This window comes from Acidimicrobiales bacterium, from assembly GCA_041394265.1.
In the GTDB taxonomy this organism is placed as follows: domain Bacteria; phylum Actinomycetota; class Acidimicrobiia; order Acidimicrobiales; family SZUA-35; genus JBBQUN01.
This window is the reverse complement of the sequence record JAWKIO010000005.1, coordinates 4,592,231-4,607,209: the sequence shown is the minus strand read 5'-3', so window position 1 is coordinate 4,607,209 and position 14,979 is coordinate 4,592,231. Positions and strand designations below refer to the sequence as shown.

The 14,979-nt window shown below is 66.6% G+C and carries 12 protein-coding genes; 3 read left to right on the top strand and 9 right to left on the bottom strand.

The genetic code is table 11. The annotated features are described in order from the left end of the window. Nucleotide 1 precedes the first annotated feature (1 nt). From R2733_22140 to R2733_22115, 6 genes are read right to left on the bottom strand one after another with little or no spacing between them, the layout of a single operon-like run. Nucleotides 2–718, bottom strand: coding sequence for a MaoC family dehydratase (locus R2733_22140; GenBank protein ID MEZ5379215.1), 717 nt, complete (start codon nucleotides 716–718; stop codon nucleotides 2–4). Beyond that, on the bottom strand, nucleotides 715–1,707 hold the full coding sequence (locus R2733_22135; protein ID MEZ5379214.1) for an aldo/keto reductase: 993 nt from the start codon (nucleotides 1,705–1,707) through the stop codon (nucleotides 715–717). The genes R2733_22140 and R2733_22135 overlap by 4 nt, the downstream gene beginning before the upstream one ends. Before the next feature lie 15 nt (nucleotides 1,708–1,722). After that, nucleotides 1,723–2,895, bottom strand: a complete 1,173-nt coding sequence (locus tag R2733_22130) for a M15 family metallopeptidase (protein MEZ5379213.1) — start codon at nucleotides 2,893–2,895, stop codon at nucleotides 1,723–1,725. A 36-nt stretch (nucleotides 2,896–2,931) separates the two neighbouring features. Beyond that, the gene (locus tag R2733_22125; protein MEZ5379212.1) at nucleotides 2,932–4,485 is read right to left on the bottom strand and encodes an SDR family oxidoreductase; all 1,554 of its coding nucleotides are present in this window, start codon (nucleotides 4,483–4,485) and stop codon (nucleotides 2,932–2,934) included. A 49-nt stretch (nucleotides 4,486–4,534) separates the two neighbouring features. Next, nucleotides 4,535–6,133 carry an AMP-binding protein gene (locus R2733_22120; protein ID MEZ5379211.1) on the bottom strand — a complete coding sequence of 533 codons (1,599 nt, stop codon included), beginning with the start codon at nucleotides 6,131–6,133 and terminating at the stop codon, nucleotides 4,535–4,537. A gap of 37 nt (nucleotides 6,134–6,170) precedes the next feature. Then, nucleotides 6,171–7,739 (bottom strand): ATP-binding protein, encoded by a 1,569-nt coding sequence (locus R2733_22115; protein MEZ5379210.1) that lies wholly within the window; start codon nucleotides 7,737–7,739, stop codon nucleotides 6,171–6,173. A gap of 82 nt (nucleotides 7,740–7,821) precedes the next feature. On the opposite strand from R2733_22115, the gene R2733_22110 reads away from it, so the two are divergent. Further along, nucleotides 7,822–9,459: an ABC-F family ATP-binding cassette domain-containing protein gene (locus R2733_22110; GenBank protein MEZ5379209.1), complete on the top strand. Its 1,638-nt coding sequence runs from the start codon at nucleotides 7,822–7,824 to the stop codon at nucleotides 9,457–9,459. A 21-nt stretch (nucleotides 9,460–9,480) separates the two neighbouring features. Then, entirely contained in the window at nucleotides 9,481–10,299 is an 819-nt protein-coding gene (locus tag R2733_22105; protein ID MEZ5379208.1) for an alpha/beta hydrolase, read from the top strand. A 9-nt stretch (nucleotides 10,300–10,308) separates the two neighbouring features. Here the strand turns inward: R2733_22105 and R2733_22100 are convergent, their stop codons facing one another. Continuing rightward, on the bottom strand, nucleotides 10,309–10,896 hold the full coding sequence (locus R2733_22100; GenBank protein ID MEZ5379207.1) for a hypothetical protein: 588 nt from the start codon (nucleotides 10,894–10,896) through the stop codon (nucleotides 10,309–10,311). Nucleotides 10,897–10,905: 9 nt separating this feature from the next. Continuing rightward, nucleotides 10,906–11,559: a helix-turn-helix domain-containing protein gene (locus tag R2733_22095; GenBank protein MEZ5379206.1), complete on the bottom strand. Its 654-nt coding sequence runs from the start codon at nucleotides 11,557–11,559 to the stop codon at nucleotides 10,906–10,908. A gap of 70 nt (nucleotides 11,560–11,629) precedes the next feature. On the opposite strand from R2733_22095, the gene R2733_22090 reads away from it, so the two are divergent. Next, entirely contained in the window at nucleotides 11,630–13,450 is a 1,821-nt protein-coding gene (locus R2733_22090; GenBank protein ID MEZ5379205.1) for a Rieske (2Fe-2S) protein, read from the top strand. Nucleotides 13,451–13,453: 3 nt separating this feature from the next. On the opposite strand, the gene R2733_22085 is transcribed toward R2733_22090, so the two are convergent. Continuing rightward, nucleotides 13,454–14,959 (bottom strand): NAD(P)/FAD-dependent oxidoreductase, encoded by a 1,506-nt coding sequence (locus R2733_22085; protein ID MEZ5379204.1) that lies wholly within the window; start codon nucleotides 14,957–14,959, stop codon nucleotides 13,454–13,456. Nucleotides 14,960–14,979 lie beyond the last annotated feature (20 nt).

The window sequence follows — 14,979 nt, the reverse complement described above, 5'->3', positions numbered from 1 at the left end:
ATCAGTTGAGCGCGATCAACGCCTCGTGCTCGATGGCGGCGATCGACCGGCCATCCTGCGTGATACGGACGTCGAGAAGCGCCCGCTCACCGGAACGAGTGTCGAACCGCTTGATTTCGTTGGCCTCGACGAGGACCTCGGCTCCCATGGTGGCCAGCCCCAGATGGCGGATCCTGCTTCGAGTGTGGATCCACGAGCCTTGCGCCAGCTGACGGTGCACCAGGTTGTTCGCCATCGCCGGCCACAGTGCCGGATGGGCAATGCCCTCGGAGGCATAGAGCCCGAAGTCTTCGCCGGCCCGCACGCCATACTCGGCCCACTCGCCCTCGAGGCGGAACCGCGCTGGTTCGAGCGCCGGTCCGTCGGCCATCGGCTCGAGGTCGCCGAGCGGACCCTCGGTAACCGCGCAGGTGGCCCGAACCTCGCCGCCGACCCGAGCTTCGATCACGGCGCCGAGCTCGCTCGGCACCGGGGTGCACACCACGGTGTCGTCGGCGAACACCGGTGACAGGAAGCGCACCTCGGCGGTGCCGCGTTCGAGCCATGGCAACCCCCACCCCTCGGCTGCCGGCCGGGTGAGGTAGGCATACACCGTGACGCCGGCGACCAACGCGCCGGGATACCCGGCGGCTCGGCCACCGGCGTCGGTGTGGATCGGATTCCGAGCGTGCTCGGGCAGATTGGCCGCCGAGACAGTCCACGTGGGAAGGGTGGTCATCGCAGCTCCGGACTGGCGAGGTACTGGTTGGTGAGGTCGTCGATCCGGCGAATGAGGTCGTCGTCGAGGGTGACGTCGAGCGCAGCGATCGATGCGTCGAGTTGATCGGGGCGGCTCGCACCGATGATCGGCGAGGTGACCGCCGGCTGTGCCAGCACCCACGCCACCGCCATGGTCACGAGCGGCATGCCGGCCTCCTCGGCCACCGCCTTGAGTGCGTCGACCGTCTCGAACTGGCGGTCGTGCCAGTAGCGGTCCTGGTATCGCTCGGCGGCGGATCCCAACGTGAACCGTGTGCCCTCGGTCGGGGCCGCCCCGCTGCGGTGCTTCCCCGACAGCAGTCCACCGGCGATCGGGTTGTAGGGAATCACCCCGACACCTTCTTGAGCACAAAGCTCGAACAGCTCGAGCTCATTGCGCCGGTAGAGCAGGTTGTACCGGGGCTGGATGCAGTCGAAGCGAGCGAGGCCGTGGGCTTCAGACCGCCCGATCGCCAAGGCGAGCTGCCAGGCGGTGAAGTTCGAGCACCCGATGTAACCAACCTTTCCTTCGTGGACGAGGTCGTCGAGGATGCCAAGGGTCTCCTCGATCGGCGTCGACGGGTCGGGCCCGTGCAGCTGGTAGAGGTCGATGTGGTCGGTCTGGAGCCGGCGGAGCGAGGCTTCGACGGCGTCTCGAATGTGTTTGCGACTCGACCCCCGATTCCAGCGCTGAGGTCCCATCGGGCCGAAGCACTTCGTGGCCAGGATCACCTGTTCACGGCGGCCCTGCATCCACCGCCCGACGATCTCCTCGGTGCGACCCACCTCGGGGCCGGTGCCGCCGAGTGGATAGACGTCGGCCGTATCGATGAAGGTGATCCCGGCATCGGCCGCCCGATCGAGGATCGCTCTCGATTCGGCTTCCTCGCACTGCAATCCGAAGGTCATCGTGCCGAGGCAGAGCCTCGAGACCTGCAGACCGGTTCGTCCCATTCGTACATGACGCATGGCGCGACCATAGGGCTAGGTGCCGTCGGTGCTCCAGTGCCACGCCTCGCTCGGGAGATTGAACAGCCCGTAGTCCTCGGCGTGATCCTCGAGCCAGGTGAATCCCTCGCTCTGGCGATCGAGGATCACACCGTCGAGCGTGAAGTCGATGGCCAGGCCGAGTTGGTGTTCGGAGTTACCGGGCGTTGCGGTCGGTGGCGAACAGGCGCCGGCCGGCTTCTCGTAGATCACGTAGTGCTGATACGCCGACACAGCGGCGTCGTGAGCCGCGAGCTCTTCGGGTGTCGCCCCCTCGGCGGGTAGCTCGACACCGGCCGGTGAGGAACCACCGCAGTGGGAGATCCGCAGCGCGATCTGCGCTTCGATCGTGCGGTAGCCACCTCCCGCCAGATCGAGGCCATCCGCTCGGGCATCGGCGATCAGTCGATCGATCTGGTGCTCGATCTCGGCGTTGACCGTGATCGTTCCGGCGACCGACCTGAGCTCGATGTCGTCCGACGCAGCAGCGGCCTCGGCGTCGGCTCGCTCTGCAGCCTGCGACTGTTCGGCGGCCAGTTCGTCGAAGGACTCCTGCCGCTCCAGCGCAGCCTCGACCGACCGCTCGGCCTGTCGCTTGCGAGCCGTCGCAATCCGGTGCATCCGCTCGGCACGATCCAGCGCCTCGGTGGCCGACGCCACAGCCTGTCGTGCCTCCTCCCGCCGTTCGAGCAGCTGCGTTGCCGTCTCGTCGGCGAAGGTGGCGTCGGACTCCACGTACTGCCCGAACAACGGCACACTCTCGCTGGCACTATCGGAGAGGTAGCCCTCGATCGCTGCTGCCCCGAGCGTGTTTTCGAGCACGGCAAGTTCGTCGGTGCGTTGCCGCAGGTCTTGGCGAGCGGTCGAGCGGTCACTCGCCGCCTCGGCGAGCAGACGGGCGGCTCGACGATCGATCATCCCGACCTGGATCTGCTCGCTCATGAGCTGCGAACGCATCCGCGAGACCTCGGTGTCGGTGATCGTGAAAGGGTTGAAGTCGGTGGGGTCGAGCTCGACCTTGGGTGCTGGTTCCGACAACGTCGGACCATCGCCTTCCGGCAGCGACGGCCCCTTTGCCCCAGCGGGCGTGGCGGCCGTTCCCACCAGCAGCACCCCACAGAGAGAAGAGGCGGCGGCCTTGGCCCGTCGCCGATCGATCGTTCGTCGCACCTGGATCCATCGGTCCAGAAGCGTGATCCATGAGGCCTACCAGTCGGTCGGCACGTAGTCCTTCAAGAAAGCGCCCGAAACGTGGGTGCCGGTATTGAGTCCGGCGATGATCGGGTCGACGATCCGTGCGGCACCGTCGACGATGTCGAGCGGCGGGTGAAACCGGTGCTCCTCGGTCTTCTGACGAGCGATGGCCACGGGGTCCTCGTCGCTGACCCAGCCCGTGTCGACACTGTTCATGTTGATGCCCGAGGCCAGATAGTCGGTGGCCGAGGTGCGGGTCATCATGTTGAGCGCCGCCTTGGCCATGTTGGTGTGCGGATGCCGTGTGGTCTTGTAGCGGCGGTAGAACTGCCCCTCGACCGCCGACACGTTCACGATGTGCTTGTGGTCCCCGGGTGTGCGCTCCATCAGCGGCTTGAGCCTGGCATTGAGCACGAACGGCGCAACGGCGTTGACGAGCTGGGTCTCCAACAACTCGACCGACGACACTTCATGGAGCAGGAGCCGCCACGAGTTGCGATCACGCAGATCGACCTGTTGGAGGTCTTGGTCGAGCCGCCCTTCCGGGAACAGGTCTCGCTGACCGGCGACCTCCTCGGGCAGCAGTGGCGTTTGCGAAAGCTCTGCCGCTTGGACGAGCCCGGGCAGGGACGGAGGTTCGGCGCCAGGGGCCGCCGGCAGCAGGTCGTAGCGACGCAGTCCTTCGTAGGCGCCCACCAGCTGCAGGACCTCGGGCTCGAGACTGGCCAGTGCTGCGGTCTCGGCCGCCATCATGTGCTGGTAGAAATCGGGCGGGCGGCGAACGGTCTGGCACGCGTTGTTGACGATCAGATCGAGGCGATCTCGACTCGTCAGCACGTGATGGGCGAATGCTTCGACACTCGGCGTGTGGCGCAGGTCGAGCCCGAAGACCTCCAACCGGTGCCCCCACTCCGCGAAGTCCGGCTCGGCCGCGTAGCGAGCGGCAGCATCACGAGGAAAGCGGGTGGCGACGATGAGTTCGGCCCCACTGCGGAGCAGCTTGATCCCTGCCTGATAGCCGATCTTCACCCGTCCGCCGGTCAGGAGTGCGACCATGCCGTCCATGTCGGCAAGCTCGGATCGCTTGGCGTAGTTGAACTCGGCGCAGTCCGGGCACAGCTGGTCATAGAACCGGTGGACCTGGTGATACTTGGTCTTGCAGATGTAACAGTGCTGGGGCTCTGCCGTCTCGCCGATGCCCGTCGCTCCGGTGCCGATCCCTGCGATGGCCGGCGCAGTGTCATGGGTGTCGGACGGTTCGAAGTGCTCGGGCGGGAACACGTTGGGTGTGGTGAAGACCGGCTTGGCCCGCAGGGTGCGAATGCCGGTTTGGTCGAGCACTGCCTCGTCGCGTGCAAGCTTCTCTGCTCGCCGCTTGTTCCGCTTGGCCTTGACCCGCAACCGCCGCTCATCGGGATCGGCGCAGAACACATCACCGGCCGCGTTCAGGAATGCCGTCCGTTCTTCGAGCGACAGCGAGCTCAGCGCCGCCTTCGACCGAGCGATCTCCTGGAGGAACTCGGTCGTGGCGAGGAGCTTCGTTCGCATCTGGTCGTCGGAAGTCACCGCACGAACCTATCGGTGTCTGGTCAACACGCTTCAGCCACCGTGGGGGTCACCGCAGCTCGTGCCGCAACACCTTGCCTGCCGGATTCCGTGGAATCGTGTCGACGTAGACGAACTCGCGGGGCACCTCGTAGCTCGCCAGTTGGGTCTGCAGGTGCTTCTTGATCGAGGCCGTACGGCGGTCAGAGTTGCGCTGATCCGTGGTCACGATGACCGCCCGAATCCGTTGGCCGAAGTCGTCGTCTGCAACACCGACCACCGCAGCGTCGGACACCTTCGGGTGCTCGAGCAGCGAACGTTCGATGTTGGACGGATAGACGTTCTCGCCGCCGGTGATGATCATGTCGTCGGCCCGCCCGACCACGCGAAGCCGCCCGTCGTCGTCGAACGATCCCTGGTCACCGATCTCCATGTGCTCGCCCACCCGAGCCTTGCCCCCGCCACCGGTGTAGCCGTCGAAATGCATCGAAGACGCAACGAAGATGCGCCCGACGGCTCCGGACGGCAACTCACGATCGGTGTCGTCGAGAATGCGCACATCGATGCCCGGCAGTGGACGACCGGCCGTGCCCGGTGCCGCCCGGAGGTCGGAGGGAGTTGCCACGGCGACCTGGCCCACCTCGGTCGAGCCGTAGAGCGAGTAGAGGTGATCACCGAAGGCATCCATCCAACGTTCGGCGAGATTGCCCGGAAGCGCCGAGCCGCTGGTGGCCGTGATCCGCAGACTCGCTCCGCTGGCACCGGTCTGCGCCTCGAGGATGCGGTGGAGCATCACCGGCACGGCGGCCAGCACGGTGGCCTGGTGAACATCGACGAGCGCCATCACCGTGGCCGGATCGAAGCCGCCGGGCAGCACTGCGGTGCCCCCGAGCGTGGCGCACGTGACCATCTGGCTGAGACCCCACGCGTGGAACAGCGGGGCCGGGATCACGAACGTGTCGCCCCGCTCGTAGGGGATCACGGTGATCACGCCCGCTGCGGTGGCGGCCGACTTCACTCCGTTGGTACGCTGCGTGCCCTTGGGAGCGCCGCTCGTTCCGGAGGTGAGCACGACCGGCTCGGGTGAGCGCCACGGTCGGGGCAGCAGTAGCGGCACCGTCGGCTTCGGAACGTCGGTGAAGGTCCACGAGGGATCGAGGCCCAGGCGGGCCAGGAATCGGTCGATTCCCGAACTCCCGATGGCCGCCAGGCGGGCGTCGAATTCCTCGTCGGCCAAGACGAACGAGATCTGCTCGCGTTCGATCACCTGCTCGAGCTGTGCTTCGGGCAGGCCGGTATTGAGGTAGACGACATGGAGGCCGAGCTTCGCCGCAGCGATGTTCGCCTCGACGAACCCGCGATGGTTGCGACACAACACCCCGACGGTCGAGGTGCGCCCAACCCCCATCGACTGCAGCCCCGACGCCAACCGGGTGGTGCGGAGGTCGAGCTCTCGGTAGGTGATCGCGCCGTGAGCGTCGACCAGTGCTGTCCGATGCGGGTGGCGCAGCGCAGCTGATGCATAGGGGGCAGCAACGCTTGCCCCCCAAGTGCCGGCAGCTGCGACCGACGCGCCGAGCGTTCGGGGATCGAGCAGTCCGGTGCGGCGACCGACCTCGGCCGCCGATGCGAGGCGTTGCCAGCGTGTCGGCTCACCACTCTCCGTCATGGCGCGACTCTAGCGGTCGCGGCGAGACGGCGACCGATCAGATCGACCAGTCCGCCTGCTTGATCGGCGAGCGGGGGAGCCGAATCGTGAAGGTCGACCCCTCACCAGGGCGGGAGGTCACCGCGATGCTGCCGTCGTGCGCGTCGACGATCTCGGCGGCGATGGCCAATCCGAGTCCTGTACCCGCCACTGCCGCCGCTCGTGCGGTCGACGATCGGTAGAACCGGGTGAAGAGTTGGTCCTGTTCGGCCAGCGGAATGCCGATGCCGGTGTCTTCGACTTCGAGCACGACCTCGTCCATTGCCTGCGGACTGGTCGTCGCCGACAGCCGCACCCGTCCACCGGCCGGGGTGAACTTGACGGCGTTGCCGACGATGTTCAACAGCACTCGCTCGAGCTGCTCGGCGTCGCCGATGACCCAGCCGACCTCGTCACCGACATCGAGGTCGAGGTCGACGTGCTCTCGCCGCGCGATGACGGCCATCAACTCACCGACGCTGCCGACGAGACTTGCCACACTGACCGGGTCGAAGCGACGGTTCATCCCGCCTGCCTCGATCTGTGCGATAGCCAACAGGTCATCGATCAACTGCTGGAGGCGATGACCGTTGCGGGTTGCCGATTCGACCAGCGGCCGGAGTTCGGCGACCGAGGCGGCACCGTCGAGTTCCTCGGCCATCAGCTCACAGAACCCGAGCAGGCTCACCAGAGGAGTACGGAGTTCGTGTGAGGCGGTGGCGACGAAGTCGGCCCGAAGCCGCTCGACCTCTCGCAGGTCACTCACCAGTTGCCGTTCTTTGCGCAGCGCCTCGATCTGTGCCGCCTCCACCCGCTTCTGGGCGGTGATGTCGACGCACTGCATCATGAAGTTGTGTGCGCCCTTGGCCTCACCGACGAGCGCAACCACTGCCCGCACCGGGATCGGCGTCCCGTCGCGCCCCACGAATCGCATCTCGATCTGAAAGCTCTCATGGCCGCCCGACAGGGTCCGCCGAGCCATCGCCTCGACGGCAACGAAGTCGTCCCGGTGCGTGATGCTGCGGATCGGACCGCCGATCAGTTGTTCGCGGTCCCAACCGACCAGGCGACAGAAGGCCGGATTCGCCTCGGTGAAACGCCCATCGCCGGAGACCACCGCCATCCCGATCGGGCCGTACTCGAGCGCCAGCTGGAGATGACGCTCGTGGCGCTCCAGTTCAGCCTGCAGCCGGCGCTGCTCGGTGACCTCGGTGAGCGAATGCACCACGCATCGCTCGCCGGTGAGCGGGTCGCTCATCGGCACCGATCGGCAGCTGAACCAACGCATCCCCGAGGCCGTCTCGGCGCCCCGGATGACATTGTCGTGTGTCGCGTTCGTGTCGAGTGCCAACCGCTGCATGGTTTGGCTCTCGTCGCAGGCATTGCCGGCTTCGTCGAAGACCTGCGGGAAGTACTCCCTGATCAGGTCGCCCTCGCACAGACGCCGGCCGCCGGTGAGGTCGGCCAGCATGGTGGACGCGGCATTGTTCGCCCACACCAGCCGGCCATCGACGTCTTCGATGGCGAACGCTTCGGCCAGGGCGTCGGTCGCCATTCGATAGAAATTGGCTCCGTTGCTCCGCATCATCGGTAGCTTCGTCACGCCGGAGGCCGCCATGAGCCACCGTCAGCCCTCGGCCCAGAGGGGCCGAACCGAGGAAAGATTCATCGTGAGCAGCATCGTCATCTCCGACCTCGACTACGCCCCGCCCGGTGGCGATTCGTTGTTCTTCGACATCAGTTTCGGCGTGGCGCCCGGTGATCACGCGGCCCTCGTCGGGGCCAACGGCGTTGGCAAGTCGACGATTCTCCGCATCCTGTCGGGAGAACTCGAGCCCGACGCCGGTGAGTTCTCGCTCAGCGGCACCGTCCTCACCATGACCCAAGACGTCGGGATGTCGAGCCCCGACACGAGCCTGCGGGAGATGCTGATCGAGGTCGCACTCCCCGAGCTCCGCCAGGCCGGGCGAGCGCTCGTCGCCGCCGAGAAGGCGATGATCGACGGTACGGACGACGGCATGAAGTACGCCGAGGCGCTCACCGATTGGGGCGACCTCGGCGGCTACGAGCTCGAAGCCCAGTGGGCGGCGTCGGCCGCCCGCAGCGTGAAGACGCCCGTGGCCGACTTCTCGACCCGCCTCGTCGGGGAGTTGTCCGGCGGCGAGCGCAAGCGCCTGGTCCTCGACCTGCTGCTCAACTCGGGGGCCGACATCCTGCTCCTCGACGAGCCGGACAACTACCTCGACATCCCCACTCGGGTCTGGCTCGAGGAACAGCTCATCGCCTGCCGGAGCACGATCTTGATGGTGAGCCACGACCGATCGCTCCTCGAACGTGTCGCCACGAAGATCGTCGTGATCGAAGGCTCGGGCTGCTGGGTGCATGGCGGCTCGTACACCACGTTCCCCGAGGCACGCGCCCGTCGGCAGGAGCTGCTCGGCGACGCGCTCAAGCGTTGGACCGACGAGGAGCGCCGCCTCTTCCATCACATGAAGGTGATGAAGCAACGGGCGGCGCAGAACTTCAAGAACGCCACCAAGGCGAACGCCGCGGAGACCCGATGGGAGCGCTTCGTCGCCGCCGGCCCTCCCCCGCCGCTGGTCCCCGACCAACACATCTACGTGAATCTGCGCGGCGCCGACTCGGCCCGGCGCGTCGTGAAGATGGACGACCTGTCGGTTGGCGACCTCTTCCTGCCGTTCTCCGACGAGGTCTACTTCGGCGAGCGGGTTGGCCTGATCGGCCCCAACGGCACCGGCAAGAGCCACCTCCTGCGTGCCCTCGCCGGCGAGTTGCCGCCCGACGAGGGCACGATCGCCCTCGGTCCTCGCACCTCGGTTGGGGTGTTCACCCAGATCAACGATCGCCCGGACTTCGTCGGACGCGAAGCCTTTGACATCACCCGAGAGCGAGTCGCCGACGACGAGCGGGCCATGAAGTCGCTCGCCCGCTACGGATTGGCCGCGCACGCCCGGCAGGCGTTCGAGACCTTGTCGGGTGGGCAGAAGGCCCGGCTCGAGATCCTCGGACTCGAGCTGGAGGGCCACAACGTGCTGCTCCTCGACGAACCGACCGACAACCTCGACATCGAGTCCTCCGAGGCGTTGGAGAAGGCACTCGACGGGTTCCAGGGCACGGTGATCGCCGTCAGCCACGACCGCACCTTCCTCGCCCGGCTCGATCGCTTCGTCATGATCGACGACGACGGCTCGGTGTACGCCGTCCCCGACTTCGAGCTCGCACTGGAGGCGTTGTCGGATCCAGCGAACGTCGGCTCGCTGCGGAGGGTCAAGCTGCTCTCGGCCTGACGCGTCGACTACGGTCGGGCGATGGCATCCAGTGAGCGATCCCGACAAGCGGCACCCCACACCCTCTTGACCGTGCTCGAGTCTCGGGCGATCTTCGAGATGGGGGCGATGGTCGCCGCCTCGCCACTGCTGCGCCTCGCCGGGCGTGGCGACGAACACCCGGTGCTGGTCCTGCCGGGCTTCATGGGCAGCGACCGCTCGAGCATCGCACTCCGTTCGGTGCTCCGCAGCCAGGGCTACTGGACCCATGGCTGGGGACTCGGCCGCAACATCGGCCCCACGCAGCGCATCATCGACGGCATGGCCGAGCGTCTCCAGCTGCTCCACGATCGCCACGATCGCCCGGTGAGCATCATCGGCTGGAGCCTCGGTGGGATCTACGCACGCCAGCTCGCCCGCACGGCTCCCGACTCGGTTCGCCAGGTCATCACCCTCGGCAGCCCCTTCCGCATCGACGAGCAGTCCCGCAGTGCAGCCTCCGACCTCTACGACCGGATGAAGCCGTTCCATGTCAAGGAACTCGAGGCCCTCACCGGGCCCGACCAGGCACCGCTGCCGGTGCCGTCGACCGCGATCTACTCCCGCACCGACGGCATCGCTCGTTGGTGGCAGTGTCTCGAGACGGTGGGGCCGATGGCGGAGAACATCGAGGTCAAGGGCAGCCACAGCGGCCTCGGCCACAACCCGGCGGTGATCGCCGCCATCAGCGATCGCCTCATGCAGCCGATCGACGACTGGCGTCCGTTCAATCCCCCGCCGTGGGCCCGTCGGTCCTACCCACGTCCATCCAACTGGCGCGACGTCGAGAACGACGCTGCGCTGCGAACTGCTGCCGCCTGAGCTTCGACGTCAGCGCTCGTCGTCGATCGGTCCGTGGGCTCGGATCTGGGCCTTGAGATCGCGTGCCAGCTGTTTGTTCCGGCGGCGCGAGAACGACAGGTACATGAGCACCAGCGCGGTCACGGCGCCAAGGATCACGCCGAAGAGCGTGCCGCCCAGGAACCCCGGGGCTTCGGTCCCGAGATCCCGACGGGCGATGTCGGCACCCGACCCGGTGCCGGTCCAGATGCCGAGTGTGGCCAGGTTGGGGAAGGCCACGATGATTGCCAGCGCAAGCACGATCAGCCAACGACGGAAAGTCTTCCGCACCCGCCAGCCGATCCACAGGATGAGCAGCGGGACAAGCGTGAAGAGTCCACCGACGGCGATTCCGACGAACGAGCCCACGGTCAGTCGCTTGTCGACGATATTGCCGATGCGGGTGGCCCACCAGCGCGGCACGATGGCCCCGGTCAGCATCACCAGCAACGCCAGTGCGACCAGCGAGATCAACCCGATCACCAGCCGCCGTTGCAGCGACCGCTTGGGTTCGGGCGACGCGACCATCTGAGCGTCTTCGGTGTTCTGGTCGCCTCGATGCCGGTCGTTCTCGCCCATGCCCAGACCTTACGGCGCCGGCGGGGGGATCGGTCGGATCCGATAGGCGCAGCGGGTGTCACCGGCCAGCAAATGTGAGGTTCGCTCGACCGTGGCAACGTCGGCGAACAGCGCAGCGAACACCCGCTGCTCGTCGCGACACAGCGCCTGGCAGACGCTGGCCGCATCGCAGATCGGACAGTGGTGCTCCACCAGGGTCAACGAGCCGTCGTCGCCGTCGATGATCTCGGCCATGTAGCCCTCGGCCGAGCGGACCTCGGCCAGACGCGACGCTCGGATCGCCACGGGCGACTCCCCCAACCGTTCCCGATACGCCGCCTCCTGCCGCTCGGATCGCTTGGTGATCACGGCATCGAGCGCCGGCTCGCCGATCGCAGTACGAATCGACTCGATGAGTTCGATCGTGAGATCGCTGTGGCGGTCGGGGAACAGCTCGGCGGCGAGCTCGGTGAGTACGAATCGCACGGCCGGCCGGCCACGGCCGCTCGGCTCGCTGGGCTCGGCGCGGCGCACGAGCCCTGCAGCTTCGAGCTGCTCGAGGTGTTGTCGGATCGCGGTGGGCGTCACCCCGAAGTCCGAGGCCAGTTCCACCGCCGTCATCGCGTCGGCCCGCTTCAGCCGGTGGACGATGCGACGCTTGGGATCTTCGTCGGAAAGCGGCATCGCACCAGCATAGGACATTTTCGAAAGGAAAGGCTTGACGAAATCAGATGAGCCGGGAAATATGCAAGTCATGACTTCGGTAAATCGGCAGGTGGTCGGCCACATCGACGAGCTGGAGGTCGGGGAGATGCGCATGGCGACGGTCGGCGAGCGCGCCATCGCCGTGATCCGAACATCGAAAGGGGTCTACGCACTCGACAATGCCTGCCCCCATCAGGGGTACGGCCTGACGACCGGTTCCCTCGATCTCGACGACGACCCCCACGGCGCCGCCCCCGACAGCACCACTTCCGACAGCATCGCTTCCGACGGCACTACGTCCGATGGTGCGGTCGTCACCTGCCAGTGGCACAACTGGAAGTTCCGAGTTGCCGATGGTGTGTGCGTCATGGGCGAGGAAGACGTCCCCTGTCATCGGGTCGACATCGACACCGAGGGTCAGGTAGCGGTCACGCTGGTCGAACCGACCAACGAAGAAGCACGAGCTCGGCTGTGGCCGAGCCTTCGCTCCGGCGTCCTCAAGGACTACCGAGGCCAGATCGCCCGCGACGCCATCCGACTGATGATCAACGAGGCAGCACCCGCCGACATCATGTGGGAAGGCGTTGCGATCGATGCCCCTCGCAACGACTACGGACCGGGGCACGCCATGGCCATGGCCGCCGACTGCCTCCACCTCGCCGAGCTGTGGAACGGTGACGACCGTGCACTTCCGTTGGTGCAGGGTCTGGCCGGCATCGCCGAGACCTCACGCGACCGTCCGGCCCGAGCGCTCCCCGCCCCCGACTCGACGCTGGACCTCATCGCCAGCATCGAGGCCGAGCAGGTCGAGTCGTCGATGGCAGCCACGCTGGGATTGATCGAGGACGGCGCCGACCGCGCGACCGTCCGCCATCAGTTCATCGAGGCCGTGAGCAGGCACCATCTCGATTATGGGCACGGGGCGATCTACACGCAGAAGGCGTTCGAGCTCTTGGAACGGGTGGGCTGGGAGCGGGCGCCCGAGCTGCTCCCCCACCTCGCCGTCGGCATCGCGACCGGCACTCGTGAGGACGTCCTGCCCTACATGACCAAGGCGATGCGCCAACTCGAGCACATCGACCTCGACTCGCTGGCCGATGCCGGATCGACACGAGCCGACGGTTGGAGCCCTGACGAGCTGGCGCTCCAGCTGTACGAGGCCACGACCCCACCCATCGAGCTCGCAGCCGACGCCATCGTGCGGGGTGGCGGCGTCGAAGGGTTGCTCGATGCGGTGAGCCTTGCGGTCTCGCATCGGCTGCTCACCCACGACGTGTCCCGGGAGTCGGGGATCCACCCGACGTCCTTCGGCTGGCTCGACATCACGCACGGCCTCACCTACGCCCGTGCGGCCCGGTGGGCGTGGCAGCACGACCCGGGACCACACACGGCACGATTGGCCCTGTTCACTGCGTGGCTGGCGTTCGACACGGGAAGGGCACAGCGTCAAGCTGCAACAACACAGCGTCAAGCTGCAACAACACAGCGCCAAGCTGCAACAACACAGCGCCAAGCTGCGACAACACAGCGTCAAGCTGCAACAACACCGCGCCAAGCTGTCGAGCTGATCGGCGAGGCGGAGCAGCTGCCGGTCGTGGCCGAGGCACTCGACCCGGCGACCGACCTCGACGCCTACGCCGACCGACTGGCACGCGCCGCGATGGACGACCGTGGCGGCTCGTTCATCGTGGTCGCCCATCTGATCAAGACCACACAGGCCGCACGCGAAGAAGCGGCGACCATCGGGTCACCGCTCCCACTCGCCGCCACCGCCCGTTTCGTTCACTCGCCCCGACGGGAGCGGTTCACAGCGAGCACCGTGGCCGAGTCGCTGTCGTTCGTCACCACCGGTCGACCGCCCCGGCGCTGAGGTTCAGCGGAACTCGAGGCCCCCGGCGTCGAAGTCGACGTTGGGGAGGATGTCCTTCTCGGTCATGTAGTCCTGCATGTGACGCCACGGCTCACGATCACCCTGATGGGGCAACAGGTGCAGCCCCCGGTTGATGTAGCCGGGGTTGAAGTTCTCCGGATCGACCCAGGGCAGGAGCTTCATGTCGGCCTCGGCCTCACCGAGTTTCGGCTCGACGACCGCAGCGCCCTTGTCGTCCATGTGCTGGAGCAGACGGATGACGAAGTCGGCGATGAGCTCGGCCCGCAGGGTCCAGCTGGCACGGAAGTACCCGAAGACCCAGGCCATGTTGGGAATGCGGGTGAACATGGTGCCGTGATAGGTGACCGTGTCGGCGAAGTTGAGCGGCTCGCCGTCGATGTTGAAGGCGATGTCGCCGAGCACGTTCAGGTTGAAGCCGGTGGCCGTGATGATGATGTCGGCCTCGAGCTCCTCGCCGGACTTGAGCGCGATGCCCTTCTCGGTGAAGGTGTCGATCTCGTCGGTGACCACCGAGGCCTTGCCGCTCTTGATGCCTTTGAACAGGTCACCGTCGGGGACGAACGCGATGCGCTGGCGCCACGGCAGGTACTTGGGGGTGAAGTGTGGCGACAGATCGTAGTCCTCGCCCATCACTTCCTTGATGGCGGTGAACAGCTCCTGCTTGACCATCTCGGGCGCCTCGAACGAAGCCTTGGCGACCATCGCCCCGTCGTGGAGGATCTTGCGGCGAACGATCTCGTGGATCCAGGTCTCGTCGATGTCGAGTTCGCGCAGGGTGTCGGCGAGTTCGTTGGCGTTGCGCCCGGTGAAGAAGTAGGTGGGCGACCGCTGCAGCATCGTGATGTGCTCGACGTCGTCGGCCATGGCCGGGATCAACGTGGCAGCGGTGGCCCCGGAGCCGATCACGACCACGTTCTTGCCTGCGTAGTCGAGGTCGTCGGGCCAGGTTTGCGGGTGCACGATCGTTCCCTGAAAACGATCCATGCCCGGCCAGGTCGGTGTGTAGCCCTCGGAATGGCGGTAGTAGCCCTGGCACATCCACAAGAACTTGGCCGTGAACCGCTTGGGGCCGTCGGTGGTCGTGGCCTCGATGGTCCACTGCTTGTCGGCTTCGCTCCACGACGCAGCGGTGATGGTGTGGCCGTAGCGGATGTACTGGCCGAGATCGTTCTCGTCGATCACCTCGCCCATGTATTTGAGGATCTCGTCGGCGGTGGCGATCGGGGCGCTGGTCCACGGCTTGAACCGGTACCCGAACGTGTACAGATCGCTGTCGGAACGGATGCCCGGATAGGTGTGCGTTCGCCAGGTCCCGCCGAACGAGCCCTGGTTCTCGAGTACCACGAACGATGTCTCGGGACGTTGCTTGGTCAGGTGGTAGGCACCACCAACACCAGAGATGCCGGCGCCCACGATGAGGACATCGAAATGTTCGGTGGGGTTGGCGTCGTCACGGGCGGCGGGGCTAGATGCTTCGGTGATCGTCATCGGCTTCACTCCGTTGTCAG

What these genes read in the sequence shown, in the direction of transcription:
- R2733_22140 (MEZ5379215.1), bottom strand. Translation starts at nt 718, where the DNA reads ATGACCACCCTTCCCACGTGGACTGTCTCGGCGGCCAATCTGCCCGAG.
- R2733_22115 (MEZ5379210.1), bottom strand. Translation starts at nt 7,739, where the DNA reads ATGATGCGGAGCAACGGAGCCAATTTCTATCGAATGGCGACCGACGCC.
- R2733_22100 (MEZ5379207.1), bottom strand. Translation starts at nt 10,896, where the DNA reads ATGGGCGAGAACGACCGGCATCGAGGCGACCAGAACACCGAAGACGCT.
- R2733_22135 (MEZ5379214.1), bottom strand. Translation starts at nt 1,707, where the DNA reads ATGCGTCATGTACGAATGGGACGAACCGGTCTGCAGGTCTCGAGGCTC.
- R2733_22095 (MEZ5379206.1), bottom strand. Translation starts at nt 11,559, where the DNA reads ATGCCGCTTTCCGACGAAGATCCCAAGCGTCGCATCGTCCACCGGCTG.
- R2733_22120 (MEZ5379211.1), bottom strand. Translation starts at nt 6,133, where the DNA reads ATGACGGAGAGTGGTGAGCCGACACGCTGGCAACGCCTCGCATCGGCG.
- R2733_22085 (MEZ5379204.1), bottom strand. Translation starts at nt 14,959, where the DNA reads ATGACGATCACCGAAGCATCTAGCCCCGCCGCCCGTGACGACGCCAAC.
- R2733_22090 (MEZ5379205.1), top strand. Translation starts at nt 11,630, where the DNA reads ATGACTTCGGTAAATCGGCAGGTGGTCGGCCACATCGACGAGCTGGAG.
- R2733_22105 (MEZ5379208.1), top strand. Translation starts at nt 9,481, where the DNA reads ATGGCATCCAGTGAGCGATCCCGACAAGCGGCACCCCACACCCTCTTG.